General features: G+C 66.2%; 24 protein-coding genes and 1 pseudogene. 13 read left to right on the forward strand and 12 right to left on the reverse strand.

What is annotated here, in order from left to right; all coding sequences use genetic code 11:
* Positions 1 to 289: 289 nt before the first annotated feature.
* From NS6_RS04250 to NS6_RS04275, 7 genes and pseudogenes are all read left to right on the forward strand, one after another.
* Positions 290 to 1,264, forward strand: coding sequence for an LLM class flavin-dependent oxidoreductase (locus NS6_RS04250; protein ID WP_245669119.1), 975 nt, complete (start codon positions 290 to 292; stop codon positions 1,262 to 1,264).
* Positions 1,265 to 1,301: 37 nt separating this feature from the next.
* Positions 1,302 to 1,832: a cupin domain-containing protein gene (locus tag NS6_RS04255; protein WP_068036587.1), complete on the forward strand. Its 531-nt coding sequence runs from the start codon at positions 1,302 to 1,304 to the stop codon at positions 1,830 to 1,832.
* Positions 1,832 to 1,978, forward strand: a pseudogene (locus NS6_RS36415) (zinc ribbon domain-containing protein); the annotation flags it as partial. The gene NS6_RS04255 and the pseudogene NS6_RS36415, both read left to right, overlap by 1 nt.
* 9 nt (positions 1,979 to 1,987) lie before the next feature.
* Positions 1,988 to 2,278, forward strand: a complete 291-nt coding sequence (locus tag NS6_RS04260; RefSeq protein ID WP_245669120.1) for a Zn-ribbon domain-containing OB-fold protein — start codon at positions 1,988 to 1,990, stop codon at positions 2,276 to 2,278.
* 5 nt (positions 2,279 to 2,283) lie between these two features.
* Positions 2,284 to 3,447 carry a thiolase family protein gene (locus NS6_RS04265; RefSeq protein WP_068036594.1) on the forward strand — a complete coding sequence of 388 codons (1,164 nt, stop codon included), beginning with the start codon at positions 2,284 to 2,286 and terminating at the stop codon, positions 3,445 to 3,447.
* A complete protein-coding gene (locus NS6_RS04270) occupies positions 3,444 to 5,024 on the forward strand; it encodes an acyl-CoA synthetase (protein ID WP_281211396.1) in 1,581 nt (526 codons plus the stop codon). The genes NS6_RS04265 and NS6_RS04270 overlap by 4 nt, the downstream gene beginning before the upstream one ends.
* Positions 5,021 to 6,223 carry a TetR/AcrR family transcriptional regulator gene (locus tag NS6_RS04275; RefSeq protein WP_068036602.1) on the forward strand — a complete coding sequence of 401 codons (1,203 nt, stop codon included), beginning with the start codon at positions 5,021 to 5,023 and terminating at the stop codon, positions 6,221 to 6,223. The genes NS6_RS04270 and NS6_RS04275 overlap by 4 nt, the downstream gene beginning before the upstream one ends.
* Positions 6,224 to 6,252: 29 nt before the next feature.
* Here the strand turns inward: NS6_RS04275 and NS6_RS04280 are convergent, their stop codons facing one another.
* Positions 6,253 to 7,434 (reverse strand): cytochrome P450 family protein, encoded by a 1,182-nt coding sequence (locus tag NS6_RS04280; protein WP_245669121.1) that lies wholly within the window; start codon positions 7,432 to 7,434, stop codon positions 6,253 to 6,255.
* A 413-nt stretch (positions 7,435 to 7,847) separates the two neighbouring features.
* On the opposite strand from NS6_RS04280, the gene NS6_RS04285 reads away from it, so the two are divergent.
* The gene (locus tag NS6_RS04285) at positions 7,848 to 8,198 is read left to right on the forward strand and encodes a hypothetical protein (RefSeq protein WP_068036607.1); all 351 of its coding nucleotides are present in this window, start codon (positions 7,848 to 7,850) and stop codon (positions 8,196 to 8,198) included.
* Between the two features lie 329 nt (positions 8,199 to 8,527).
* On the opposite strand, the gene NS6_RS04295 is transcribed toward NS6_RS04285, so the two are convergent.
* A complete protein-coding gene (locus tag NS6_RS04295; RefSeq protein ID WP_068036614.1) occupies positions 8,528 to 9,727 on the reverse strand; it encodes a PucR family transcriptional regulator in 1,200 nt (399 codons plus the stop codon).
* A gap of 168 nt (positions 9,728 to 9,895) precedes the next feature.
* Here NS6_RS04295 and NS6_RS04300 point away from each other — a divergent pair, with 168 nt between their 5' ends.
* Together NS6_RS04300 and NS6_RS04305 are read left to right on the forward strand one after the other, a co-directional pair.
* Positions 9,896 to 11,611 carry an aldehyde dehydrogenase family protein gene (locus NS6_RS04300; protein WP_084470603.1) on the forward strand — a complete coding sequence of 572 codons (1,716 nt, stop codon included), beginning with the start codon at positions 9,896 to 9,898 and terminating at the stop codon, positions 11,609 to 11,611.
* 19 nt (positions 11,612 to 11,630) lie between these two features.
* Positions 11,631 to 13,229 carry a GMC family oxidoreductase gene (locus NS6_RS04305; RefSeq protein WP_068036618.1) on the forward strand — a complete coding sequence of 533 codons (1,599 nt, stop codon included), beginning with the start codon at positions 11,631 to 11,633 and terminating at the stop codon, positions 13,227 to 13,229.
* A gap of 9 nt (positions 13,230 to 13,238) precedes the next feature.
* On the opposite strand, the gene NS6_RS04310 is transcribed toward NS6_RS04305, so the two are convergent.
* Positions 13,239 to 14,336, reverse strand: coding sequence for a DUF4185 domain-containing protein (locus NS6_RS04310; protein ID WP_068036621.1), 1,098 nt, complete (start codon positions 14,334 to 14,336; stop codon positions 13,239 to 13,241).
* Positions 14,337 to 14,987: 651 nt separating this feature from the next.
* Positions 14,988 to 15,689 (reverse strand): class I SAM-dependent methyltransferase, encoded by a 702-nt coding sequence (locus NS6_RS04315; protein WP_068036626.1) that lies wholly within the window; start codon positions 15,687 to 15,689, stop codon positions 14,988 to 14,990.
* 464 nt (positions 15,690 to 16,153) lie between these two features.
* On the opposite strand from NS6_RS04315, the gene NS6_RS04320 reads away from it, so the two are divergent.
* Entirely contained in the window at positions 16,154 to 16,903 is a 750-nt protein-coding gene (locus NS6_RS04320) for an MHYT domain-containing protein (protein WP_245669122.1), read from the forward strand.
* Between the two features lie 14 nt (positions 16,904 to 16,917).
* Here the strand turns inward: NS6_RS04320 and NS6_RS04325 are convergent, their stop codons facing one another.
* From NS6_RS04325 to NS6_RS04345, 5 genes are all read right to left on the reverse strand, one after another.
* Positions 16,918 to 17,406, reverse strand: a complete 489-nt coding sequence (locus NS6_RS04325) for a DUF1269 domain-containing protein (protein WP_068037917.1) — start codon at positions 17,404 to 17,406, stop codon at positions 16,918 to 16,920.
* Positions 17,407 to 17,523: 117 nt separating this feature from the next.
* Positions 17,524 to 17,862, reverse strand: coding sequence for an SHOCT domain-containing protein (locus NS6_RS04330; protein ID WP_068036629.1), 339 nt, complete (start codon positions 17,860 to 17,862; stop codon positions 17,524 to 17,526).
* 10 nt (positions 17,863 to 17,872) lie between these two features.
* Positions 17,873 to 18,301 (reverse strand): DUF6325 family protein, encoded by a 429-nt coding sequence (locus NS6_RS04335; protein WP_068036630.1) that lies wholly within the window; start codon positions 18,299 to 18,301, stop codon positions 17,873 to 17,875.
* 104 nt (positions 18,302 to 18,405) lie between these two features.
* The gene (locus NS6_RS04340; protein ID WP_068036632.1) at positions 18,406 to 18,819 is read right to left on the reverse strand and encodes a DUF7144 family membrane protein; all 414 of its coding nucleotides are present in this window, start codon (positions 18,817 to 18,819) and stop codon (positions 18,406 to 18,408) included.
* 88 nt (positions 18,820 to 18,907) lie between these two features.
* Positions 18,908 to 19,873: a TIGR00341 family protein gene (locus NS6_RS04345; RefSeq protein WP_068036635.1), complete on the reverse strand. Its 966-nt coding sequence runs from the start codon at positions 19,871 to 19,873 to the stop codon at positions 18,908 to 18,910.
* A 298-nt stretch (positions 19,874 to 20,171) separates the two neighbouring features.
* Here NS6_RS04345 and NS6_RS04350 point away from each other — a divergent pair, with 298 nt between their 5' ends.
* Positions 20,172 to 20,405, forward strand: coding sequence for a metallothionein (locus NS6_RS04350; protein ID WP_068037920.1), 234 nt, complete (start codon positions 20,172 to 20,174; stop codon positions 20,403 to 20,405).
* Positions 20,406 to 20,445: 40 nt separating this feature from the next.
* Here NS6_RS04350 and NS6_RS04355 read toward each other — a convergent pair whose 3' ends face one another.
* A complete protein-coding gene (locus NS6_RS04355; protein ID WP_068036639.1) occupies positions 20,446 to 21,297 on the reverse strand; it encodes a coiled-coil domain-containing protein in 852 nt (283 codons plus the stop codon).
* Positions 21,298 to 21,409: 112 nt separating this feature from the next.
* Between NS6_RS04355 and NS6_RS04360 the strand changes: the two genes are divergently transcribed.
* Positions 21,410 to 22,369 carry a phosphatase PAP2 family protein gene (locus NS6_RS04360; protein WP_084470604.1) on the forward strand — a complete coding sequence of 320 codons (960 nt, stop codon included), beginning with the start codon at positions 21,410 to 21,412 and terminating at the stop codon, positions 22,367 to 22,369.
* A gap of 5 nt (positions 22,370 to 22,374) precedes the next feature.
* Here the strand turns inward: NS6_RS04360 and NS6_RS04365 are convergent, their stop codons facing one another.
* Together NS6_RS04365 and NS6_RS04370 are read right to left on the reverse strand one after the other, a co-directional pair.
* On the reverse strand, positions 22,375 to 22,968 hold the full coding sequence (locus NS6_RS04365) for a TetR/AcrR family transcriptional regulator (protein WP_068036642.1): 594 nt from the start codon (positions 22,966 to 22,968) through the stop codon (positions 22,375 to 22,377).
* 90 nt (positions 22,969 to 23,058) lie between these two features.
* Entirely contained in the window at positions 23,059 to 24,606 is a 1,548-nt protein-coding gene (locus tag NS6_RS04370) for an acyl-CoA carboxylase subunit beta (RefSeq protein ID WP_068036649.1), read from the reverse strand.
* Positions 24,607 to 24,614 lie beyond the last annotated feature (8 nt).

Genomic DNA, 24,614 nt, shown 5'->3' on the forward strand with positions numbered 1-24,614 from the left:
CGCGACCGGTCTCTGAGGCCGCATTTTCAGAATCTACCAACTATGTACATATTGCGTACGGACCACAGTTCGATTGCCTGCCGACCAACCGCAAGGCTTCGAAAATCCCGTCGCTCTTCCTTCTCGACAACAGGGTGTTTTGCTGTTCTCCAGCCTCGATTCGACCGAGACCGAGGGCGACCACCCGTTGCCCCACAGCAACCGCAATGCTAGCCTGTGATCCACTTCATATCTATCAACCATGTACTTATCGTCCCGGTTCACACCGGGCAGTCGTGAGAGAGTCCCGATGACACTGACCTTGTCGTGCTCACTGACCAGCTCGCTACACAGCCATGAGCACGCGCGAATCGCCGAAGAACTCGGATATACCCGCGCGTGGTTCTACGACTCCCCTGCCCTGTACGCGGATGTCTGGGTGCAGCTGTGCCGCGCCGCGGAACTCACCGAGCGGATCACCCTCGGGCCCGGCGTCCTGGTACCGTCGCTGCGTCACCCGATGGTGACCGCTTCGGCGATCGCCCAATTGGTCGACCTCGCGGGCCCCGACCGGGTCGTGGTCGGCGTGGGCACCGGGTTCACCGGCCGTGTCAGCCTCGGGCAGCGTCCTTCTCGATGGCGCGATGTCGCCGCCTATATCGAGGCGGTCAAGGCGTTGCTGGCCGGCAAACAGGTCGAATGGGAGGGCAGCATCATGCAGATGCTGCACGAAACACCGTTCGCGCCCGCACGGCCGATCGAGGTCCGGTGGGCGGTTGCGGCCGAAGGACCCAAAGGTATCGCAACAGCGCGCGAGCACGCCGACGGCGTTCTCGCGGTCACCAAACCCATTCCCGGCTTCGACTGGAGTGCTCAGGTGGTGTTCGGCACCGTCCTGGAGGAGGGCGAAGAACCCGGCTCCGCGCGCGCGATCGCCGCGGCAGGGCACGGCGCGAGCGTACTGCTGCACGTCGCCGCCGAATTCGGCATGTTCGAACTGATTCCGGGCGCACAGGAGTGGGCCGAATCCGCCTACAGCGATGTGCCGGAGAACGAACGCCACCTCGCGCTGCACCGGGGCCACCTTCACTCGGTGAACGACCGCGACCGCCCTTTCGTCACCGCCGAATTGATGGCCGCCACCGGAGTAGCCCTCGGCGTGGCCCAGTGGCGTGACAAGCTCGCCCAGCTCGATGAGGCGGGAGTCACCGAAATCGTGTACCAGCCGGCCGGCCCCGACATCCCCCGTGAACTAGAAGCGTTCGCCGCCGCGTTCGCCCACTGACCAGCGCCACAAACCCGAGAACGAGAGAGGTCCGAATATGAGTAATCGTCGCATCGTCATGGGCACGTCGGCAGACGGAGCCACCGTTGTCCTCAGCGATGACACCGTCGCACCGGTGACCGCCACCTTGCTGCCCGGCGTCGAAATCTTCCGGGTCTGGGAACTCGACAAGACCTCGGTCCCGGTCACGACCGCAACGGACGGCGACCGCAAGTCCACGTTCTTCCCAGCGCCCGGCGGTATCCGCTTCGGCTTTCTCACCATCCCGCCCGGTATCGACTACATCCCCGCCCCGGACGCCGATCTGAACGCCGCCGCGGTGGAGATGGAGGAGAAGCTGCCGGGTGCGGCGGCGACGTTCTCCACCGAGCATCCCGGCGAGCACACGACGCAGAGCGTCGACTACATCATCGTGTTGTCCGGTAACGGGCTCATGCGGGCGCCCGGCGTGGAAGTGCGCCTGAACGAGGGCGATTGCCTGATCCAGAACGGAACCCCGCACGCCTGGCTGAACGACGGCGACGAACCGCTGGTCCTCGGCTATACCCTCGTCGGCGCGGACAGCTGATGCCGGCTCTCCGTGCCGCTGTGCCACCACCGGACACCGGCCACCTGTTCATCGGGGGGCCGGACCGGCCTCGCCTGATCGGGAGCCGGTGCCCGCACTGCGCAGTCACGACCTTCCCGCTCCAGTCCAGTTGCCCGCGTTGCGGCAGCGGCGATATGCGGGAGATCGAGTACGCCGAAACCGGAGCGTTGTGGACGTTCACGACCCAGGGCTTCCCACCGAAATCCCCGCCGTATGTACCGCCGCCCGAACCCGAATTCACTCCGTATGCCGTGGGTTACGTCGAATTCCCCGGCCAGGGCCTGGTCGAGGGCCGGATCGAATGCGCCGACCCGTCGGCACTGCGAATCGGGATGCCGATGCGGGTCGCCATGCGCCGGTTCGGCGGCCAGGGCGATGCGGCTGCCTGGTGGATCCATTGCTTCCGGCCGATAGAAGAGATGTGAACCCCATGGATATGGCAATCGTCGGAATCGGCCTCTATCCGTTCGGCAGGCACGCCGGTGTCTCCGCAGTGGCGATGGGCGCGGAAGCCACCCGGAAGGCACTTCGCGACGCCGGAGTGACGTGGGCCGATATCCAATTCGCCTATGGCGGGTCCTACGGCGCCAATACCGTCGGTGGTGAGGGGACTACGGCGGATTCCATGGTGCGCTGGATGGGTCTGACCGGGCTGCCGTTCGTCAATGTTGCCAACGGCTGCGCAACGGCGGGCAGCGCCGTCGCGATGGCACACCACACCATCGGCTCCGGTCACGGCGATCTCGGCGTCGTCGTCGGTTTCGACAAACACCCCCGCGGCGCGTTCGGTGTCGATCCGGCGCTGTTCGATCTCGAGCCGTGGTACGGCGCAAGCGGCCTGATGCTCACCACCCAGTTCTTCGCCATGAAGATCAACCGGTACCTGCACGATCACGGGATCGATCCCGCGGTGCTGGCAACCGTCGCGGCCAAGAGTTACCGGAACGGGGCGCTCACGCCCACCGCCTGGCGTCGCGAACCGTTCTCGGAGGAAGAGATCGCGGCCGCGCCCATGCTGAACCACCCGTTGACCAAGTACATGTTCTGTTCACCCAGCGAAGGAGCCGCCGCGCTGGTGGTCTGCCGCGCGGACCGGGCCCGGCAATACACCGACACCCCGGTGTATGTCTCCGGGGTCACCGTACGGACAAGGGAATTCGGTTCGTTCGAGGTCTTCTCGCCGGCACTTCCCGAGCGGCGCGCCCCTGCGCCGACCGTGGCTGCCGCTGCGGCCTGCTTCGAGATGGCCGGCATCGGGCCGCAAGATGTGCGAGTTGCGCAACTCCAGGACTCCGAGGCCGGCGCCGAGCTCATTCATCTGGCAGAGAACGGCTTCTGCGCGGACGGCGAACAGGAGAAGCTGATCCGGGACGGCGACACGGCCATCGGCGGCCGGATCCCCGTCAACACCGATGGCGGGTTGCTGTGCAACGGCGAACCGATCGGCGCATCGGGCCTGCGCCAGATCCATGAGATCTGTGTCCAGCTCCGTGGCCAGGCCGGTGCACGACAGGTCCCCGGCACCCCGACTGTCGGCTACACCCAGGTATACGGCGCACCCGGGGTCTCCGCCTGCACCGTTCTGTCGACCTGACCGGCGCCACACAGCAAGGAAGACCCATGTATCTCACCCAAGGCCTGCACCGCGCGGTGGCGCACCATCCCGGCCGCATCGCCACCGCATTCGGCACCCGCACCCGTACCTTCGCCGAACAGATCGACCGCGTGAGCCGCTTCGCCGGTGGCCTGCGCGCACTGGGCGTGGGTTCCGGCGATTGCGTCGGAATGCTGGCGCTCAACTCCGATCGCTACATCGAGTATCTGCTCGCCACCTGCTGGGCCGGTGGCGTCGTGAACACGATGAATATCCGGTGGAGCGCCGCCGAAACGGCCGAGTCCGTCAACGGTTGCGGTACCCGTGTGCTGTGCGTGGACGACGCCTTCGCGGTTATGGTCGACGAACTGCGCGACCGTTGCCCGGAGCTGACCCATATCATCCACTGCGGTGACGGACCGACCCCGGACGGGATGTACGGCATCGAGGATCTCATTTCGGGGAGCCTTCCGGTCGACGACGAGCGGCGGGGCGGGAACCAGCCGGCAGCGTTGTTCTACACCGGCGGAACCACCGGGCGGGCCAAGGGCGTGATGCTCAGCCACCACAATCTGGTGGCCTCCGCACTGGGGTCCATCGCCACCTGCGGTTTCGCGACTCCCGATGGGGCGATGCTGCACGCCGCGCCGATGTTTCACCTCGGCGACCTGGCGGGCTGGGTGGCGCATACCCTGCTCGGCAACACCCATGTCCTGATCCCCCGGTTCGATCCGACGGCGGTGTTACGCGCCGTCGAACAGCACAACGTCACCGATCTGCTGCTGGTGGCGACCATGGTGCCGATGGTTTTCGACCATGTCGAGGCCGGCAGCGCGGATCTGAGCAGCCTGCGCCGGCTGGTCTACGGTGCCGCGCCCATCCCGGCCACCGTGATCCAGCGGGTTCTCGCGAAGGTGCCGCAACTGGAATTCGTCCAGACCTACGGTATGACCGAACTGTCGCCGGTCGCGACCATGCTGACTCCCGCCGACCACCGCGCGGGCGGCCACCGGCTGCGTTCGGTCGGCCGAGCCGCGGTGCACTGCGAGGTTCGTATCGTGGACCCGAACGGCCGGACCGTCGAGCCCGGTGTCGTCGGCGAGGTCAGCGTTCGCGGCGACGGTGTCATGCAGGGGTACCGCGATCTGCCCGAGGCCACCGCGGCCGCGGTGCGTGACGGCTGGATGCACACCGGTGACGGTGGATACATCGACGAGGACGGCTACCTTTTCCTTGTCGACCGGATAAAGGACATGATCATCACAGGAGGGGAGAACGTGTACTCGTTGGAAGTCGAGAACGCCATTGCCGGGCATCCCGATATCGCCGCGTGCGCGGTCGTCGGCGTACCCGACGACAAGTTCGGCGAGCGGGTCCACGCGGTGGTGGTGCCTCGTCCGGGCACCCGGCCGGACCCGGACGAGATCCGCGCTTTCGCCAAGACATCGATCGCGGGCTACAAAGTGCCGCGAACGATCTCGTTCGCGGCGGAACTGCCCCTGTCCGCCGCAGGCAAGGTGCTCAAACACGTACTACGCGACCGCCTGACCGCACCGGTTGCGAACGGCGCCCGGTGACCGACGGTCCCGGCAGTGCGGATAATTCCAGCACGCGCAGGCCCAAGGATCGCCGGCTCATCGTCGCCCGAGAAGCGGCGGAGATGTTCAGCGCGCACGGGTTCGCAGCGGTCCGCATGGACGATATCGCGCGCGCCGTCGGCGTCACCGCGCGCGCGTTGTACCGCCACTACCCTGGCAAGCATGATCTGCTGCTGGCGGTTGCCCTGGCTGCACAGGACAACTACTACACGGCACTTGCGGCGGCCGATACTGCCGGTGATGCCCGGCACCGATTCCGGTCGGCCATCGCCGCGCTGGTGGAAGTAACCCTCGACGGACGATCGCACGCGGTGCTCTGGCAACGCGAAGCCCGGCACCTACACGCCGAGCAGCGGGCCATCGTCCGCGGCCGGCTCACCGAGATCGCGCATCGTATCGCCGAACTGATCGGTCGCTGCCGCGACCGCCCGGCCGACGACCCCACCGTGGAGCTGCTGGCCTGGGCGGTGCTTTCTGTGGTGACCAGTCCGGGCCACCACACACGCACACTGCCCCGCCCCGATTCCGATCAGCTCCTGATGCAGGTGGCCGACGCCCTCGCACAGCTCGAACTACCGCCACGCAGCGAAGACACCGGCAGTATCTGTACCCGGCCGCTCTCGTCGCGACGTGAACGTATTATCCAGGAGTCTGCGCGATTGTTCGCCGAACGGGGTTATCCCGCGGTATCGGTCGAGGATATCGGCGAGGCGGCCGGCATCCTGGGCCCCAGTGTCTACCACTACTTTCCGAGCAAGCAGCAAATTCTGCACACACTGATCCATCGCGTGTACGAGTGGATGACCTTCGGCCTGGTGACAGCCGGGGAGACCGGTGAGCCGAACGAGGCCGTCGTGCGGATGACCGATTTCTACGTGTCCTTCGCCCTGCGATTCCCCGATCTCACCGGTATCGCGGTCACCGAGGCGTTGTACCTCGGCGAGGCAGAGGCGGAAACGTTGCGCCGGATCCGGTTCGAATTCGTGACCGAATGGGCGGACCTTCTGACGACCTCACGTCCTGAGATATCCCCGTCCACCGCGGCGCAGATCATCGAGATCGTCCTGGCCCTCGTCGACGACCTCGCACGTACTCCGCATATCCACTCTGCCGGAATCGCCGACCAGATGAATGCGCTGGCCGGAGCAGTCATATCCGCGAGTCCGACCGCCATCTGACGTGGCCGAAGGCCGGCCGAGCCGCCTTGTCACCATTGCAAAGGGGGTGAGGGCGGGAACATCACCGGCAATGATTCCAGGGAACGGTGCGTCGCGCCCGGCCGCCACCGCAGCGATTCCGGGGGTATCGCCAGTTCGATTTCCGGTAGGGCATCCAGGATCTGGTCGATTGCTTCTTTCACGACCAGAGTTGCCGAGTTCCGAGCCGGGCACGCATGCGGCCCCGCACCCCACGACAGATGCGATCTGTTGTCGACGAATTGCCCACCCACCGCAGGATCGTTGTTGCACGCGGCCATACTGATCACCACCGGCTGATGCGCGGGCAGCCATACATCATTCAGCAGGATCGGCTGCTTCGGGTACGTAACACAATGGTTCGCGAACGGCGGGTCGGTCCGCAGTACCTCCTCGATCGCGTCAGCACTCGAGAGACCACCGCCCAGCAGGCTCCCAGCGAATCGGTCATCGGTCATCATCAGGAGCAGAGTGTTGATGATCAGATTGGTCTGTGGTTCACTACCCGCCCCGTACAGGGTGACCAGCTGATGAATGATCTCCACATCCGTCAGTGCCGGTGTGTGCGTCACCAGGCGTGAGGCGATATCGTTCGCGGGCTCAGCTCTTTTGGCGGCGATGAGTTCGGTCAACGCCGCGGCCATCATGGCCTCGGACTGCTCGCTCCCCGTGTTCTCCATCAGGGCTGCGAACGCCGCACCGACTCGCGCCCCGATCTCCTCGGAACAGCCGATCTGAGCGTTGATCGCGGCGAATACAAGGGGCCGGGCATACTGGGCGAGCAGGTCCGCCGAGCCTCCTTCACAAAAGGTGTTGACGAGTGTCACCGCGTGTCGCCGTACTTCGGTATGCAATGCGTTGAGGTCGACGCCGCTGATGGCGAGGGTGTTGGCCGCCCGGTAGCGGGAATGCTCGACCCCGGACGTTCGCAGGGCATTGGGCCGCCACTGCAGCAGCGGAAGAATCGGGGAATCGGCCGGGACCGTCTTCTGCCACTCGCGCGGGTCGGCCGGGAAACGCTCTGGGTCGTTGAGAATGCTCAGCGCCAGGCGATAGTCGAGTACCAGGGTGGCCGGCACCCCGGGTATCAGCTCCACCGGAGCAAGGCCACCGTACTCACTGCGCATTTCCCGGTACACCCGATGTGGGTCCGCGGCGAACTCCGCACTGTACAACGCTACTCGATCCTGCACAGAAGCCACCTCTGGGGAGGACACACTACGCTCCGATTCCGTTGAGCTGCCGACGATTCCATCCATCCTCGCTTATTCTCCGGACCTACGCCACTGCGAGTCACCGGCCCGCCGCCGACCCTGTTCCCGCCCCGCCCCGCCGCGAGCCGGAGGCTGACGCACACCAGATTCGCACGACCTACAGTGAGAACTTCGTGCGCTGGGACGCAGATGGCGGGTTCGGAACTGCCCTGACGGCCGTGCTCCTCGAGCACCGTCGCGCTTTGGGCGAGGTGTTCGTACAGCACACCGTCCCCGTCGACGTCTCGTCGCGGATAGCAGGAAATCCAACTGCTCGGTGCGGGGCGATTCCGTTACACCCGTTTACGACTCCATGTAGTAGTCGTCGCGGGGATCGAGTAGCGTTCCGTTTCATGGAACTCGTCTACAACGTTGTGGTCGTCACCCATCTGCTCGGGATGGCGGCCGTGGTCGGCGGATACGCCGCCGGGCGTCCCGGAGTCAACGAGGTGATGGTCTGGGGTGCACGGGCCCAGCTCATCACCGGTGTGATCCTGGTCGGTCTGGCCGAATCGGTGTCCTCGCTGGACAAAGACCTGAACATGGTGAAGATCGGGATCAAGCTGGTGATCTCAGTACTGGTGGCCGCATTCGCGGAGATGGCGCGGGCCGATGCGAAACGCGGCAAGGATGCGGCCTGGATGCCCGATGCGGCCGGCGGGCTGGCGATAGCCAATGTGCTGATCGCTGTGCTGTGGACCTGACACCACCGACACGGTGACCCCAGCAGTAATGTCCTCGAACGACGGCGGCGGGACGCCCGCGCGGTAGCGTTCGGTCATGCGGCCCTGGGCCCGGAATCGGCGCTCACCCGGAACGGATCCGGGAAGCTGTGTGCCGGCAGAGTTTCATGGGCGTAAGCATGTCGATCGCCGTCCCGGTCGTGGTAGAGCGCACCGACCGCGGGACTAACCGGTTCCTGACCATCCCGTTTCGGCACTGCGACCATATCCTCGATACCGGCGCATCGGCTCTGCCGATCGCCGGTGGCGCGAACGCCGGCCGACCCGCCCGGACACTTGGCGCCCGCGGTTCAGGCTTGCTGGGCAGTGCCGAGCAGTGACCATGCCTCCAGCGCCAGGTACAGCTCGGCGGACTGCCGTGGATCGGTGGTGTCGCGGCCGGTGAGATCGCGGATCTTCCGCAACCGGTATCGCACCGTATTGCGGTGGCAGTGCATCGTTTCGGCAACGGCTGCGGCCGAACCACCGCAGCGGTACCAGGCATCGAGAGCCGCGATCAGATCGTCGCGTTCGGGATCCGGCAGTTCGAGAACGGGGCCCAGGATCTGCGTGGCGGCCCGGCGGCCCGCCGCGGGCACGGCGATGAGCAGGTGACCGACGGGTTCCTCACCGAAGCGGACCGCACCGGTCACGCCGGTGCGTACGGAGCGCGCGGCCAGCCGAGCCTCGGTGAGCCCCGCGGGAATGGCCTGGGATGCCCAGAACACGGTGCTGATACCGACACGGTCGGCGACGATCGAGGAGATCGCCGCGGCCGCGCGGTCGATCGCGGCCGGGGCTGCCGCGGACAGCAACCCGATATACGCGTCGATCTGCGCATCCCAGACCGACCTGATACCGAGGCTGTCCAGCACCGCGGCAAGTTTTGCCGGTAACGGGGCGGTGGGCTCGGTATCGATGGCGACGACGGCGAACGCGCCTCGTTCCGGGAACCCCAGCGTCCGCAGGACGTCGAGCACTCGGGCCGGGTTACCGGAATGGTCGTCGAACAGGGTCCGGATGAGCCGGCTCTGGACCTGAGCGTCGGAATGCGCAAGCAAGACCTCGGCATCACGGTAGGCCTCGACGGCAGCGTCGGAGTACAGGTCGATGAGTTCCCACAGATGCGTGGCCAGATCATGCAGCCGCGGATCGCCGGGCCCGTCCGATCGCGCGGTCAGTTCTTCCCAGATGAGCCGGCCGCCGACCCGGTAGGCGTGCAACAGGGCAGCGACCGGGATACCCTGCTCGGCCTTCAGACGCCCCGCCGCACGGGCCGGTTGCGGCCGGAATGGGTGCGTACCGGCCAGGGCACCGATCACCGAGGCCAGGTTTTCCCGGCAGGTGTGCGCCAACTGATCCTCGGTCAGCAGTCCGGATTCTCCGTAGGAAGGGTCCGCCGCGGCGATGCGGCCCACGAGGATATCGGTCAGCACGTCGATGGCATCCGACAGCCGGGCGGCCAAGGCCGACGCTTCGGGTGCGGGCGTCGCGGGTACGGGCGTGCTCATATCTGGCAGTGTACGCATCAATGAGTGACCCAAGCCACGCCTTGATTGTGCTCACGCACAACTATTGGGGGCCGGGTGCGCAACAACAACACATTCCCTTCGGTCGTGAGCACAGTCACACTCATCAGTGTCCGGATAACCGCGCGATTCTCATCAACGGAGTGCACCGTGCAGACAGAACAGGCCGCCGCGGCCGATACCGTAATCGACGCCGCCCTCTCCGACCTCGCCCAGGGCGAGGAGAAATGGTCGCGGCTACCGCTGGCCGGCAGACGCGCCCTGCTCGACCGGGTGCGCGCGCTCACCGGGCAGCACGCCCAGGAATGGGTCGCCGCCGCCGCGCGGATCAAAGGCCTGGATGCCACCTCGCCGCTGGTAGGCGAGGAATGGATGTCCGGCCCCTATGCGTTCGCGACCGCTCTGGCCGCCGTTTCGCGCACGCTCGACTCGCTGGAACAGGGGGTGAGCCCGCTCGCGAAGGCGAAGTTCGGCGCCGCCGGTAATCAAGTGACCGTACAGGTGCTACCCACAAGCCTCTACGACGAACTACTGCTCAACGGCTTCCGCGCCGACATCTGGCTGCAACGCGGTGTGAGCTCGGCAGCGGCACGGGCCAATGCAGGTCTCGCCCAGCTCGATCCGACCCGAACGCACGGCATCGGTGCCGTCCTCGGCGCGGGCAATATCAGCTCGATCGCGCCGCTGGACACCGTGTACGAACTCATCGCGCACAACCGGGTGGTCGCGCTCAAACTGAACCCGGTCACCGATCCGCTGCTGCCGGTCCTCGAGAAGATATTCGCGCCGCTGATCGACCTCGCAGTGGTGCGCATCCTCACCGGTGGCGCCGATATCGGCGGGCGCCTGATCGCCCACGAGAAGGTCGCTCATGTCCATATGACCGGTAGCGCCGCGACCCACGATGCGATCGTCTGGGGTACCGGCCCGGACGCGACGGCCCGCAAGGCCGCCGGAGCACCGCTGCTGGACAAGCCGATCAGCAGTGAACTCGGCGGGGTCTCCCCGACGATCGTGCTGCCCGGCCGGTGGAGTGCGTCCGATCTGCGGTTCCAGGCCGAACATATCGCTACCCAGCGGCTGCACAACGGCGGCTACAACTGTGTGGCGGCGCAGGCGGTGATCATCTCCGCCGAGTGGGCGCAAAAGGACGAATTCCTGAAGGCCCTGGCCGCGGCATTGGATCGGGCGCCGTCCCGCCGCGCGTACTACCCCGGCAGCGACGACCGTGTGGCCGCGGCGCGTAGCACTTACCCCGATGCCCGGCGGCTGGGCGGGCACGGCGAACGCACGCTGATAACCGGGCTCGATCCGACCGCAGCGGAGCAGTTGTACTCGACCGAATATTTCGCACCGGTTCTCGGCGTCGTGGAATTACCCGAAACCGGCGCAGCCTTCGCCGGCGCGGCGGTGGATACCGCCAACGAACGGCTCACCGGCACTCTCGGCGTAAACATCGTCGCGCACCCGGACACCATCGCCGCTCTCGGCACCGAGTTCGAGGACCTAATCGAACGGCTGCGCTACGGCACCATCGCGGTCAACGCCTGGACAGCGGTGGGATATCTGACCCCGACCGCGAGCTGGGGCGCCTACCCCGGCCATACCCTCGACGATGTCCAGAGCGGTATCGGCGTCGTGCACAACGCCTGGCTGATCGACCGGATCGAACGCACCGTCGTCCGGGGCCCGTTCCGGCCCGCCCCGCGTTCGCTACTGAACCGGGAATGGGCGCTGACCCCGAAACCGCCGTGGTTCGTCACCAACCGGACTGCCGCGCAGACCGGTCGCCTGCTGACCGCTTTCGCCGCCGAACCGCGCTGGTCGCGACTGCCCGCCATCTTCGCCTCCGCCCTGCGCGGCTGAACCACGACTGGAGCATACGATGAAAGCAGATATGGCTCTGCCGTCCACCGCTGACTACGTCGTCATCGGCACCGGTTCGGCCGGGGCAGTCCTCGCAGCCCGGCTGAGTGAGGATCCGGGCAGCCAGGTCGTCGCACTCGAGGCCGGTCCGGAGGATACCAACCGGTTCGCCCATATCCCGGCCGCGTTCTCCAAACTCTTCGGAGGTGAATGCGATTGGGGCTACCTGACCACTCCGCAGCCCGAACTGGGCGATCGCCAGATCTTGTATCCGCGTGGGAAACTACTCGGCGGCTCGTCCTCGATGAACGCCATGATGTGGGTGCGGGGTTTCGCCGCCGACTACGACGAGTGGGCCACCGTGGCCGGTGATGCCTGGTCGTTCGCCGGAATCGTCGAGTATTTCAAGAAGATCGAAGCCGTCGAGGGTGCGTCCGAACCCGACGAGGGCAGGAGCGGGCCGCTGCGGATTTCGCACCAGCGCACCGCCAACCCGTGGACCGGGAAGTTCCTGGCGGCTGCCGAGCTCGCCGGATTCAAGCACGAGCGGGCGAATACGGCGCAGCCGGAGGGCTTCTGCCCGACGATGGTCACCCAGAAACGCGGGGCTCGGTGGAGTACCGCCGACGCGTATCTGAAGCCGGCGCGACGGCGGCCGAATCTGACCGTGATCACCGGGGCGCACGCGAACCGGGTCATCTTCGAAGGCACTCGAGCCGTCGGCGTCGAATACCGGAAAGACAATCGGGTTTTCACCGTCGAGGCCCGGAAAGAGGTCGTGCTCTGCGGCGGTGCGATCAACACCCCGCAATTGCTGATGCTCTCCGGTATCGGCGGCGAACAGCAGTTGCGCGCACACGGTATTCCGGTGCTGCACCATATTCCGGATGTCGGCCGCAATATGAGCGATCACCTGGTTTCACTCATCGGCTTCGGCGTCGATTCCGGCACCCTCTTCGATGCCGAAAAGCCGCGCCAGCTGCTCGACTACCTGCTGCGGCGCCGCGGGTTACTCACCTCGAATGTCGGCGAGGCCTACGGTTTCGTACGCAGTCGGCCCGATCTCGAACTGCCCGACCTCGAGATCATTTTCGGCCCGGCGCCATTCTTCGACGAAGGGATCGGTGTGGCCCCGGGGCATGCCGTCGCGCTCGGCCCCATCCTGCTGCGCCCGCGCAGCCGTGGAACGGTCACCCTCACCGGGGCGGACCCCGCAGCCAAACCCCTGGTGGACCCGAAATACTTGTCCGACAGCGAGGGTGCCGATCGTGCCGCGCTACTCGAGGGCCTGCGGATTGCGCATCGGATCGCCCGCACCGCACCACTGGGCCCCACGCTCGGCCCATTCCTGCAACCCAAACGGGAGCTCGACACCCTCGACGAAACCCTCGAAGAGGCGCTCACCTGGCATTCACACACCCTGTACCACCCGGTGGGCACATGCCGGATGGGCAGCGATTCCAGCAGCGTGGTGACGCCGGACCTGAAGGTGCGCGGTGTCGAGGGTTTGCGCGTGGCCGACGCTTCGGTGATGCCGGGGATCATCCGCGGCCATACCCACGCACCCGCGGTGGTGATCGGCGAGAAGGCAGCGGACCTACTGGCAGCCGCCCGCTGAGTTCGACACTCAGGCCGATAGGCCCGTCCACTGCGTCACGGTGTATGGGCCGGAGCCGGCAATACCGGTCCACCGGCTGATCACCGCGGTCAAGTTGTCGGGCGAGGACGACCCGGGGTGCAGATAACCGCCGTAGAGGTTCGGTAGTTGCGGGAAGCCCGCATGTTCCGGCGCGACCGTGGCATCGTGCACCACCTGGGTTTTCGGGGCGGACCACAGCGCGTCCGGCCGTGGCGCGGTCCGGGTACACACACTGAGATCGGTGCAGTCGAAGTACGACATCACATAGACCGAACCGATACGTTCGACCGAGAATTCGCCCAGGTTGTTGCCCGGGCCGAAGATCGGGGTCGGGGCTTGCCGGGCGGCGGGATACCAGCCCCATTCTCCGTCGACATGGGCCCAGTTCTGCTGGGCAGCGAAATCGCCGTGGAAGAAATCGGCGGGGTCGTAGCGGAAGAGCTGGATACGGCCACGATCGTGGCGGTAGTGGTGGCTGCCGTTCCAGGGTTTGGCGAAGATGTACAGGTAGCCGTCGGGATCGATACCGGCAAACGTCCACATGCCGTAGGGATTCCCATTGATGCCGAGCGCAGCGCCGTGCCAGTGGTACCCGAAGTCCTGCCAGGTGACTCCGTAGTCGTCCGAGTAGGCGACACCCGAGAACCCGGATCCGTCGGTATCGGAGTTCGGCGGGACCCAGGTGTGCACGGAGGTGTACTGGACGAAGGTGCGGCCGCCGAATTCGATGGCGTCGTTCGGAATCCGCGATACCTCGGTGACACCGAATCCGTTGTCCGCGTGGCGCCGGTAGTCGAACAGCTGACCGGCCGGACGGTCGCCCGGCAGCGGGCGGGTGAATTCGATGGGGCGGGCGCCGGACGGGTCGAAATCGTCCTCGACCAGGATCAAGGGGGAACCGAGGTAATCACCGGATTGCCCCGGCCCCCGCCAGCAGTCGCCCCACACATAGCCCCAGGTGCCGTCGTGGGCGCGGTGATACGGGATGCACAGGTCGCCCGACCCGAGTCCGCATCTGCTCGCCGAGTCGGCGGGTTCGTCACACAGTGGGGTGCCACTTCGAGAAAATTTATCGATTTCGGACATCTCCCCCAGCGTAGCCGGTACAGCTCCGGGTGTAATACCGAGCGGCCACAACGATATCGGCATCCGGCAAAATTCTGGGCCCGAATCACCTTGGCGGAGAGGTATCGCACCGTCGATGACGTGAATCCACGTGGCCCGATAAAAGAACAGCCCGCCGGATCTCTGATCCAGCAGGCTGTTCACGCAGGTCTACCTGCATACACGAGCCACTTGTCACTCTGCGGAGAAGCTCGTCAGATCGCCGAATCCACTGAAGATGCTCCCGAACGCACCCAGCAGAGTCCCGAGGTTTCCCAGGTCGACAGAACCCATTTCCTTCTCCAATCAATCATCCAACCGATAACGCTCCGTGCGTCGCACACATTGATAGTTCCGTAATTTAAACACACCCGCCTCGTTTTGCAAATGTTATACGAAACAGAGGTTAATAGAAGTCGAATTCCAGCGCGATTCGAATACCATTCATGGAATTACATCAGTGTATTACAACGAATTATCGTGCGCGAGCGGATTACTCGGATAATTACGGAAATAACGGACATTTCCGAATCAGGAGGCCGTTACGGCGACCTGCCGGACGCTCGCCTCGGAAACCTCGAAGCACCCGAGCACCTCGGCCGATGACCGCCGATCAGCCCTGCACGGACACGATCAGCCCAGGTGCGCCGAGAGCAGCCAGGCCGGCACCGATTTGCGGCCGTGCGGTTCGTCGCGCATGGCCTCCAACCGGAACATCGGGTTGCCCGTCGGCGCCTCCAGAACGGCGGCGGGAATCTTGGCGTGGATCCGCGCCGGCTCGATCTCGTCGACCACCCAGTACCCCGAAACCGCCGATCGCAGCTCGTCCGCGGAGACCGGAGCCGGCCCCGGCCCCGCGGGCTCGGGGAAGGCGGCCCGGTCGAAGACCAGCGCGAAGTAGGATGCGCCGGGCGCAGCGGCCCGGGCAATCGAACGCAGGTAGCCGTCCCGCGCCTCGACTGGTATCGAATGGAACAGCGTGCTGTCGGCGACAGTGCCGAACCGCCCGTCGTAGCCGGTGAACGAGGTGATATCCGCGACCTCGAATGTGGCATTGCCCAGGCCGCGGCGGCGGGCCTCGGCGCGCGCGGACTCGATCGCGGTCGGCGCGAGGTCCAGCCCCACGGTCGTGTAGCCGCGGGCCGCGAGGTCCAGCGAGATCGCACCCTCCCCACATCCGGCGTCGAGGATTTCGCCGTGAAACCGCCCCTGTTCGATGAGCGCGGCGAGCGCGGGCTGCGGTTCGCCGATACTCCACGGCGGTTCGGCGCCCGGCCCGAACGGCCCGCCGGTGCGGTAGATGTCCTCGAATTCGAACTCATCCGGAGTTGTCATATCCAATGACTATCAGCCGGGACTGTCGGTGTACATGTAACCGTTCGGCGATATCCGCCGATACCCGTTCTACAGGCCGCCGCCGGGCGCCGACCATCAAAAGGTTTCGACGAGCTCGGCTACCTCTGGTTACGCAGTGGTTATCGCATGCATCGAATCGACCGACGCGCCCTCCTTTCTGATCGCCCCAGACCCCGGGTCATCCCGAGAGCGAACAGCCACACCGCCGATAGATACGAATCATCCGACGTATAGCGGATTTTCACCGGAACACTCGACCCACCCGTAGGCAATCCGCTTTCCGGCAACCTCATTCAGAGAATGCAATATTGCGTATTCACAGTGCACAGACAGCAAATGTGACGGATACCACCAAAATTGGCAAATAATCAGCACACTTCTTCGATCAGCCTGTCGTACTGTCTATCTCACACAACAGGACCGGGATTTCCGGCGGAAATTGGATGGACATGCTTCACCTGGAACACTTCGCGCTGGGCTGGCTCACGCCGGCACTGGCGTATTTTCTCTCGGCCACCGGCTGCGCCATCGGGCTCCAGTGCACCAAACAGGCCCGCCGTGGGCGGCGCCGGCTCGGCTGGCTCATCATGGCCTCGATCGCCATCGGCGGGACCGGCATCTGGGTCATGCATTTCGTTGCGATGCTCGGCTTTTCGATCGACGGCGCCCAGATCCGCTTCGACGTCCCGCTCACCGTGCTCAGCGCTGCCCTCGCGATCGGGGTCGTCGGCGTCGGCCTCTACCTGGTGAGCACGCCCGGTTCGGGACTCGCCACCCTGCTCACCGGAGGGCTGGTCACCGGACTGGGAATCAGTGCCATGCACTACACGGGTATGGCGGCGATGCAAACCAACGCGCAGATCGATTACGACCCTGTACGAATCGCCCTGTCCCTGCTGATCGCCGTGGGCGCCGCCACCGCCACCCTATGGTTCAGCCTGCACTCCTGGGGCGCGGTCTCCACGGTGGGGGCCGCGCTGGTGATGGCGGCGGGCGTGGCGACCATGCACTACACCGGCATGTCCGCGATGCACGCCCACGCCACCACGCACGCCGGGGAACCGGCGGGCGCCGAAGCGCTGGAGGTACTCGGCCCGCTGATCGGCGCGATCAGTGTCGTCACCGTCGGGCTCCTCATCGGCATCAGTATGACGCTGACGGATCCGCATCGGACCTCCCCACCGGAGCGCTGACAGCGGCACCGGATTCACTCGGCGAACGCCCGGCGCAAATTCTCCTCCTGTTCATAAGACAGGTTGGTGGATATCAGTTCCGGGCTCTGCCCGTGGAATTCGTTCAGTACCCGGTCCATCACGGCATCCGAGCTGAGGACGAACAGCGCCGAGCTGCCCGGCCTGATCCGGGTACTCACTTCCTTGATGAATTTGTCGTCGATACCGATATCGGTCAGCGCACCGGCTACCGCGCCCACCCCGGCGCCGACAGCGGCCCCGACCAGCGGGACGAAGAACGCGATCCCGAACAGCAGCCCCCAGAACACTCCCCCCAGCGCGCCGGCTCCGGCGAGGCTCCGCAACTGCCGCGTTTTCGGTTTACCGGCTTCCGGTGGCCAGCTCACGACGGCGGCATCGCGCAGCGTGATGAGTCTGCGGCGGCGCAGATCCTGCAGAGTGGCGACAGCGGTGTCGGCTCCGGTCTCGGTCGGGAACCTCCATACGGTCAACGTTGCGGCCATACCGGCCTCCTCGCTTCTACCGGGGCTGGAATTCATCCGACGGCAAGGTCGGATTCCGGCGGTCGGCAATTGTTCGGTCCACGATGCCCGGCGCAGCCGGCATCCGGTACGCCGCCGTCAACCGAGCAATTGCCGTTTCGCCGCGGCGAATTCGTCGTCGGAGAGCACACCTGAGGCGTGGAGTTCACCGAGACTGTGCAGCTTCTCGACCAGGTCCTCCGATTCCGCCGCCGCGGGCGCCGGTGCCGGCCGGGCGTAGGGATCCGGTCGACCGTACTGCTGCGGGGGTGGCGGCGGCGCCTGTTGCGCGGCGTATGGCCGGCTCTCTTCGGCCCGCCGCTGCGCGTGCCGGTCGACCGCGTTCGCCGTCGCGCGGGCGGTACCCGCCACCACCGCGGTGCGGGCCACCGTGCCGAGCAGCCCCGGCCGACCGATACGTCCTGCGCGGAACACCATGGGATTCTCCTTATCGAGTGGCCGCCGACAATGCCGACGTCACGGCATCCCGGGGTATCTGCACGTGCAGCGCGACCTCGCCACCGGCACCGCGCACCGTGTCGGCCAGCTTGCGGGCCCAGCTCTCCTCGTAGGCGATCACGACGGCGGAGGTCCCGGGTTCCATCGCGGCCCGTACGACGGCGAGGTCCTCGTCGCTTACCAGGCCGCGGGAATCCACGGTAAGCCCGTCGAGCCCGATATCGGTGAGCGATTCGTCGACTTCGACCTGGACCAGATCTCCCTGCTCGTCCATGGTCAGGTAAATGAGGTCCAAGACCGTGACATGGCCGCGGTCCACCACCTCGGCCAGCGCGGACGTCACCGACCGGTCTATCCGCGTGCCGGGGAAGGAGAGTACGACCAATTCGACCGGGCCGAGATCCGATGTGTAGGTCATAACGTCAGGGTGGCGCCCCGGCCACCGCATGCGCATCACCCGCCGCGGATGAGGTCGCCCTGCCGGGCGGCTGATCTCGCGTGCCCGGGTCGCGCGGCCCCGGATCATCGCCGGTCCGGGGTCCAGGTGGTCACGGCCCAGATCACGACGACATCGAGGGCGATCACGAGAATCGACCACCACGGATAGTACGGGAGCCACAGGAAATTCCCGACGATCGACAGGGCGGCGAGGAATACCGCGGTGACCCGCGCCCAGACCGCCCCGGCCAGCAGGCCGACGGCCGCGATCACGATCAGCGCACCCACGACGATATGCACCCAGCCCCAGGTCGTGGTGTCCAGCTGGTACAGGTATGCCGGTCCCTCAACGAAAAGATCGTCGGCGGCGACGGCGGAACCGCCGGCAAAAATTGACAGCACCCCCACCGTGAGCAGCAGCACTGCGACCCCGATGGAGGTCACGGCTGCCACACCCTGCGAGACCGGGTTGCGCAGTGAACCTGTCGTGTGCGTCATGCGTCCTCCTCATCCGGTTCCTCATGGACAGATATGCCGTATCCGCGACGGTGGCCGCGTCACCCGGAGCGGATGAAGTCGCTGGACCTCAGTTCACGATCCGGCTACCGACCGTATGCACGAGCACGACGCCGGGATGCCAGGGCACCAACTCGTGCACCGACCGTTCCAGGCCGGCGGTGGGAGGTAGATCGCCCGGCGACAGCACCTGGATCGTGGCAGTATCGGATTGCAGGGTGACATCGGTGACCTGCGCTCCGGGCACATCCGCCAGCCAGTTCCGGGTCGCGTCGGCGATCTGTTCGGCCCACAGCGAAGACAGCGAGTTCACCACCATCGGCACGGCCACCACGATCAACCCGGCTGCCAGCACCGCATACGCGCGCCCGCGCCGCCGGGCTCCCGCACCGGCTTCGGCCGGGTACCCGGTGATCACCAGCACCACAGTGGCGGTGATGACCATGGCGACCATATTCGAGGCGAAGAGGACGAAGGCGCCCAGCGCCAGCCCCGGCGCACTCGACCCCAGGCAGACCCCCACCACCGCCAACGGCGGGACGAGCGAGATCGCGATGGCCACCCCGGGCAGGACATCACCGACATCGCGCCGGATGATCGCCACAACACCTACCGACCCGGTGGCCAGCGCCGCGGTGAGATCCATCAGCTTCGGTGACGTGCGGCCGATCACCTGCGAGTTGGACAGCACATTCGTCGGATTCGGCAGTACCTGCGCGAACAGGAAACCCACGAGAACGACCAGGCCGATCCCGGCCAGGACGAGCAGCAGACTGCGGGCGACGAGTTCCCCGCGACCGGTGGCGATGCCGAGACCCACGCCGAGGATCGGCACCGACAGCGGCGCGACGATCATCGCGCCGATCACGGTCGCGGTCGAATCGCCGACCACCCCGGACGCCGCGATGATCCCGGACAGGGTCAGCATGATCCAAAAGGCGGAACGCTTCGCAGTCGTTTCCCCGACGCCCAGGTCGAGCCGGTCGGTGAGCTCGTCGAGAGTCCGGCGTCGACTTGCGGGGACCAGAAGTGACATGGGCGTGACCTCGATCCGGTTCGCGCGGGCGCGGGCGGCGCCATGTCCGGCCGCCGGTCTGAGACCTTCTCGAATATCCGTCGACTGTGCCCGGCAGTCCGCGGAGCGGCTTCATCCACGAAGGGTGAATCAGTTCCACCGCCCCTGCCGATCACAACGGTCCGGTGGTTTCGAAGCAAGCCCCCGGGCACGCCCATAAAGGACGTGTTTGCCCGGCATCGGGCCGGGTACGGCCCCGATGACACCAGGCCGGTCGCACGGTCCGGCGCCGGCCGGCAAACCCTGGGAGGTGTGGACGATGGCCATCTGTGTTACCTGCGGCAACGACTACGACAAAACATTCACTGTCAGCCGCGACGGACAGTCGTGGATATTCGACAGTTTCGAATGTGCCGCGAGCGAGCTCGCACCGGTCTGTGCGCATTGTGGCTGCCGGGTACTCGGGCACGGTGTCGAGGCGGCGGAACAGATCTTCTGCTGTGCGCACTGCGCGCGCCGGGCCGGGCACCGGTCACTGGCCGATCACGCATAGACAAGGCCGGGGAAGGACAGCGCCCGGGGACCGGCAGCCCTCACTCCAATCGCCGCCGCGCGCGTTCCAGTGCGGTTGCCGCGCTGCGGACCTCGTAGCGGGTGGCGCGTTCGGCTTGCCGAGCGAAACGATGTTCTTCTTCGGCGGCGGCAAGCTCGGTGCGGAGTTCCGCCAGCCGCTCCTCCCCGCGCCGGAGTTCTTCGGCGGCCAGCCGGGCGTCGTGTTCGGCGGCTTCCAGCGCGCGGCGCGCCTGCTGCTCAGCGGCCCGTAACTCCGCCGCTTCGCGCGCCACTCGCCGCTGCTCGTCGTCATCGGAGCGCTTTGCCTCCGCGTGCTTCGCGGATGTTTTCCGCCCGCGGGGTTTTTCTCGTGACCCGGCGGTACCTTCGTCCGCTCGCACGATGCTCAGGCCGGATCCCACGGGGCCGAAACCCGCGTAGTTCGCCGCCGACGCCAGTGTTGCCGTGCGGACCCGTTCGGCGACCTCGGGGTCGGCAAGGGCAGCGGTCAGGGTCTCACCGACCTGACGGAGCACGGCAGCGGTCACCGGCTGTCCGTGTTCGGCGGCGACCGTGCCGGCCCGCGCGGCGAGCGCGTCGACCACGTGGCGCCGCTGCGCGGTGAGTAACCGCAGTTGTTTCCCGGATAGTTCCCGCTGCGCGGTACGCAGATCCACACCCAGCCGCAGCAGGGCGGCGACCTCGTCGGGTGCCGTGCGCACCAGCATGTTCACCGTCCACGCCGCCACTGTGGGTTTACGCAGGGCCGCGATATCGGCGGCCAGTTTCTCGGCCCCCGACTCCTTGGCGGCACGTACCTGTTCGTTGCGCGCAGCCACGAACTCCGCGGGCGTTCGCCCGTACAGATCCGCGGCCACTTCGCCCAGGTTCATACCGCCCGAGCCTAATGCGCGCGGCGGCGGGGACGGCCGCAGCTGGGCGGCGGATGTCATTTCCCGGTCGTTGCCCGTTCATCTCTCGGCCGGCTGATGGAAAACTGAGGAGATGGGTGCCCCCACAATCGAGGCGCTGACCGGACAGCGGCCACATTGGCTGCTGCGCAGCGGTGTGTGGTCGGCCTATCTGCTGGCATTGGTGGTTGTCACCGTCGTGTTCGGACTGCCGACCGATCGGATATATCAGGCTGTCTGGATCGTCGTCGGGATCGCCGCCTTCAGTCCGGACCGCCCGTGGCGCGACCATGTGCGCACGCTGATCGATTGGATTCCGCTGATCGCCGCGCTGGTCGTCTACGACCACACCCGCGGTATCGCCAACACGCTCGGAATGCCGGTGCGAGTCGAGGAATTGGTGACGGCGGAGAGCTGGTTGTTCGGCGGCACGATCCCGACGGTGTGGTTACAGGACCACCTGATCCACGATGGTGCGCAACCGTGGTGGACTCTTTTCACGGGGATGGTCTACACCAGTCATTTCGTTCTTCCCTGGCTGATCGCCGCGATCTTCTACGTACAGTCGCGGGACCGCTGGTCGAAGTACATGCGCCGGATCGTGCTGCTGTCCTATCTCGGTCTGCTGACCTATGTGCTGTTACCGGCCGCGCCTCCCTGGTACGCGGCCCGCGAAGGCGTGCTCGGTGCCGAGGTCTACCGGGGAACCGGGTTCGGGTTCCATCTGCTGTCGGTGGATGTCAGTGGCGACTGGCTTGCGGCACAGGGGAATCCGGTGGCAGCCCTGCCGTCGTTGCACTCCGCGTTCGCGCTGCTGGTGACTGTCGCGCTGTGGCCCTCGGCCCGGAACTGGTGGTGGAAGATCCCCCTGGCACTGTTTCCGCTGGCGATGGCTTTCACACTGGTCTATGGGGGCGAGCACTATGTGGTCGACGTGCTGGCGGGCTGGGCGTATGTCGGGCTGACGATCCTGCTCGCGCGGGCCTGGGAACGACGCCGCAAACCGGCCGGACCACTGGCGCAGCCCGAGCCCGACGGGCGGCACGCCCCGTAATCCGCCTATTTCTGTCCGGCCCACGGGGCCAGCAGCAGCTTGCATGCCCGGCGCATATCGGCCGCCGCCTCCCCCGCCTCCAGTAACCCAGCCGTGGCCCAGGTCATGATGCCGTACGCGGTTTGTTCCGCCAGCCGCGCAAGCTGGAGATCTCCGGGTTCCGGGTCGGTGATACCGGCAACGGCGATGATGCGGTCCCGCATCGTAACGTTGTCCGCGCCCGTCTCGGCCGATCGCACGGCATTGGCCGACACCAGCATGGCGCGGCCGAGCCGGGGACGCCGGAGCAGCTCGACCACCGCGCTCTCCAGGAAATCCGCCACGGCGCCCACCGGGTCGGCGGGATCTCGCGGGGGCGCGGGCAGCTTTTCGACAGCAGTCGCCAGTACCCCCCAATACAGGTGATGTTTCGACGGGTAGTACCGGTACAGTGTGCCGAGCGCGACCCCGGCGGCCGTCGCGATCTCCGACATCTGGACTCGTTCGAGACCCGACTCCGCGCCGAGCCGGGCGGCCGCGCGCAGGATTGCGCGCCGACGTGCCAGCTGCCCCGTGGTGGACGGTTGCCCCGGCTCACGGGGCTCCGCTATCCGCGGCACGGCCCACCTCCGATCGAAAAACTAGAATTCACTCTAGCAGGAGGGCCGCCCCGGCGGCGGACCTCGTCCGCCACCGGGGCCCAGTACCGGCTACAACGGCATGAGGTGGTGCTTGCGCGGCCCGTGCCGGACGGACTTGTCGCGGAGCAGGCGCAGCGCCCGGCGGATCTCCAACCGCGTCTGCGACGGTTCGATCACCGCGTCGATATATCCGCGTTCAGCCGCTGTCCATGGCGTCGCCACAGCGGTGTTGTAGAAGTCGACCATCTGCTGTCGCAGCGCGGGGCGCTCCTCCTCGGAGGCTGCGGCGAGCTGCCGGCGCTGGGTGAGCCCCACGGCGGCCTCGGCGCCCATAACGGCGATGCGCGCGGTCGGCCAGGCGAGATTGATATCGCCACCGAGTTGTTTACAGCCCATCACCGCGTAGCCGCCGCCGTATGCCTTACGCACCACCACGGTGACGATCGGGACAGTGGCCTCGACCACCGCGTAGAAGAACCGGCCGCCACGTTTGATCACGCCGATCTTCTCCTCCTCGACCCCGGGTAGCACGCCCGGTGTGTCGACAACGAAGACGAGCGGGAGGTCGAACGCATTGCACAAACGGATGAAATGCGCTGCCTTGTCCGAAGCGCGGGCGTCGATCGCACCGCTGGACACCAACGGCTGATTGGCCACCACACCGACACTACGGCCGTCGACCCGGGTGAAACCGGTGATCATATTGCGTGCCGTCGCGTCGCCGACCTCATGGAATTCGCCGTCGTCGAAGATCTTGAGCAGTACGTCGTACATGTCGTAACCGGCGCGATCGGAATCCGGCACGATCGAATCGAGCTCACGATCGGAATCGGTGAGCTCGGGTTCGAGGCCGGGATTGACCAGCGGCGCCCGGTCGAAGCAATTGGACGGCATGAAGCTCAGATAATTGCGCACCCACGCAAGGGCCGCCTCCTCGTCCGTGGCGACATGGTGGATATTTCCGTTCTGGGCCTGGTTGTGGGCACTACCGAGTTCTTCGAGTGTGATCTCTTCGCCGGTGGTCTCCCGGATGACGTCGGGGCCGGTAACGAACATATAAGCGGATTCGGTCGCGACCAGCACATCGGTGTTGATCGGTGAGTACACGGCACCGGCCGCGCATTTACCGAGCATCACCGAAACTTGCGGCACCACGCCGGACAAGCCCAGTTGCCGCCGGCTCATGGCGGCGTACCAGGCCAGCGAGGTGACCGCGTCCTGTACCCGGGCGCCCCCGGAATCGTTGATCGCCACGAACGGACAGCCGATATCGGCGGCGAGATCCATCGCTGCGGCCACCTTGCGGCCGAACATCTCGCCGACGGAACCGCCGAACACCGTCTGATCATGGGCGATGACCACCACGGGGCGGTCGTCGACCGTGCCGCGCCCGGTGACGACACCGTCACCGTAGAGGCTGCCCGGATCGGCGGGTTGCCGGACCAGCGCGCCGATCTCGACGAAACTCCCCTTGTCGAGAAGCATATCGATACGCTCGCGGGGGCTGCGGATACCTTTTGCGGCCCGTTTGGCGACACCCGCCGGGCCGGCCGGTTCGTGCGCAACCGCCAGATTCTCCCGCAGTTGTTTCAGTTTGGCAGCGGTCGTCGCCTCCACTGTGTACG

The sequence above is a fragment of the Nocardia speluncae NBRC 108251 genome (assembly GCF_001613245.1).
GTDB lineage: Bacteria > Actinomycetota > Actinomycetes > Mycobacteriales > Mycobacteriaceae > Nocardia > Nocardia speluncae.

Coding starts and splice junctions, on each gene's coding strand:
- NS6_RS04250 (WP_245669119.1), top strand. CDS start 290: ATGACACTGACCTTGTCGTGCTCACTGACCAGCTCGCTACACAGCCAT.
- NS6_RS04255 (WP_068036587.1), top strand. CDS start 1,302: ATGAGTAATCGTCGCATCGTCATGGGCACGTCGGCAGACGGAGCCACC.
- NS6_RS04260 (WP_245669120.1), top strand. CDS start 1,988: ATGCGGGAGATCGAGTACGCCGAAACCGGAGCGTTGTGGACGTTCACG.
- NS6_RS04265 (WP_068036594.1), top strand. CDS start 2,284: ATGGATATGGCAATCGTCGGAATCGGCCTCTATCCGTTCGGCAGGCAC.
- NS6_RS04285 (WP_068036607.1), top strand. CDS start 7,848: ATGGAACTCGTCTACAACGTTGTGGTCGTCACCCATCTGCTCGGGATG.
- NS6_RS04295 (WP_068036614.1), bottom strand. CDS start 9,727: ATGAGCACGCCCGTACCCGCGACGCCCGCACCCGAAGCGTCGGCCTTG.
- NS6_RS04305 (WP_068036618.1), top strand. CDS start 11,631: ATGAAAGCAGATATGGCTCTGCCGTCCACCGCTGACTACGTCGTCATC.
- NS6_RS04310 (WP_068036621.1), bottom strand. CDS start 14,336: ATGTCCGAAATCGATAAATTTTCTCGAAGTGGCACCCCACTGTGTGAC.
- NS6_RS04315 (WP_068036626.1), bottom strand. CDS start 15,689: ATGACAACTCCGGATGAGTTCGAATTCGAGGACATCTACCGCACCGGC.
- NS6_RS04320 (WP_245669122.1), top strand. CDS start 16,154: ATGGACATGCTTCACCTGGAACACTTCGCGCTGGGCTGGCTCACGCCG.
- NS6_RS04325 (WP_068037917.1), bottom strand. CDS start 17,406: ATGGCCGCAACGTTGACCGTATGGAGGTTCCCGACCGAGACCGGAGCC.
- NS6_RS04330 (WP_068036629.1), bottom strand. CDS start 17,862: ATGGTGTTCCGCGCAGGACGTATCGGTCGGCCGGGGCTGCTCGGCACG.
- NS6_RS04335 (WP_068036630.1), bottom strand. CDS start 18,301: ATGACCTACACATCGGATCTCGGCCCGGTCGAATTGGTCGTACTCTCC.
- NS6_RS04340 (WP_068036632.1), bottom strand. CDS start 18,819: ATGACGCACACGACAGGTTCACTGCGCAACCCGGTCTCGCAGGGTGTG.
- NS6_RS04345 (WP_068036635.1), bottom strand. CDS start 19,873: ATGTCACTTCTGGTCCCCGCAAGTCGACGCCGGACTCTCGACGAGCTC.
- NS6_RS04350 (WP_068037920.1), top strand. CDS start 20,172: ATGGCCATCTGTGTTACCTGCGGCAACGACTACGACAAAACATTCACT.
- NS6_RS04355 (WP_068036639.1), bottom strand. CDS start 21,297: ATGAACCTGGGCGAAGTGGCCGCGGATCTGTACGGGCGAACGCCCGCG.
- NS6_RS04360 (WP_084470604.1), top strand. CDS start 21,410: ATGGGTGCCCCCACAATCGAGGCGCTGACCGGACAGCGGCCACATTGG.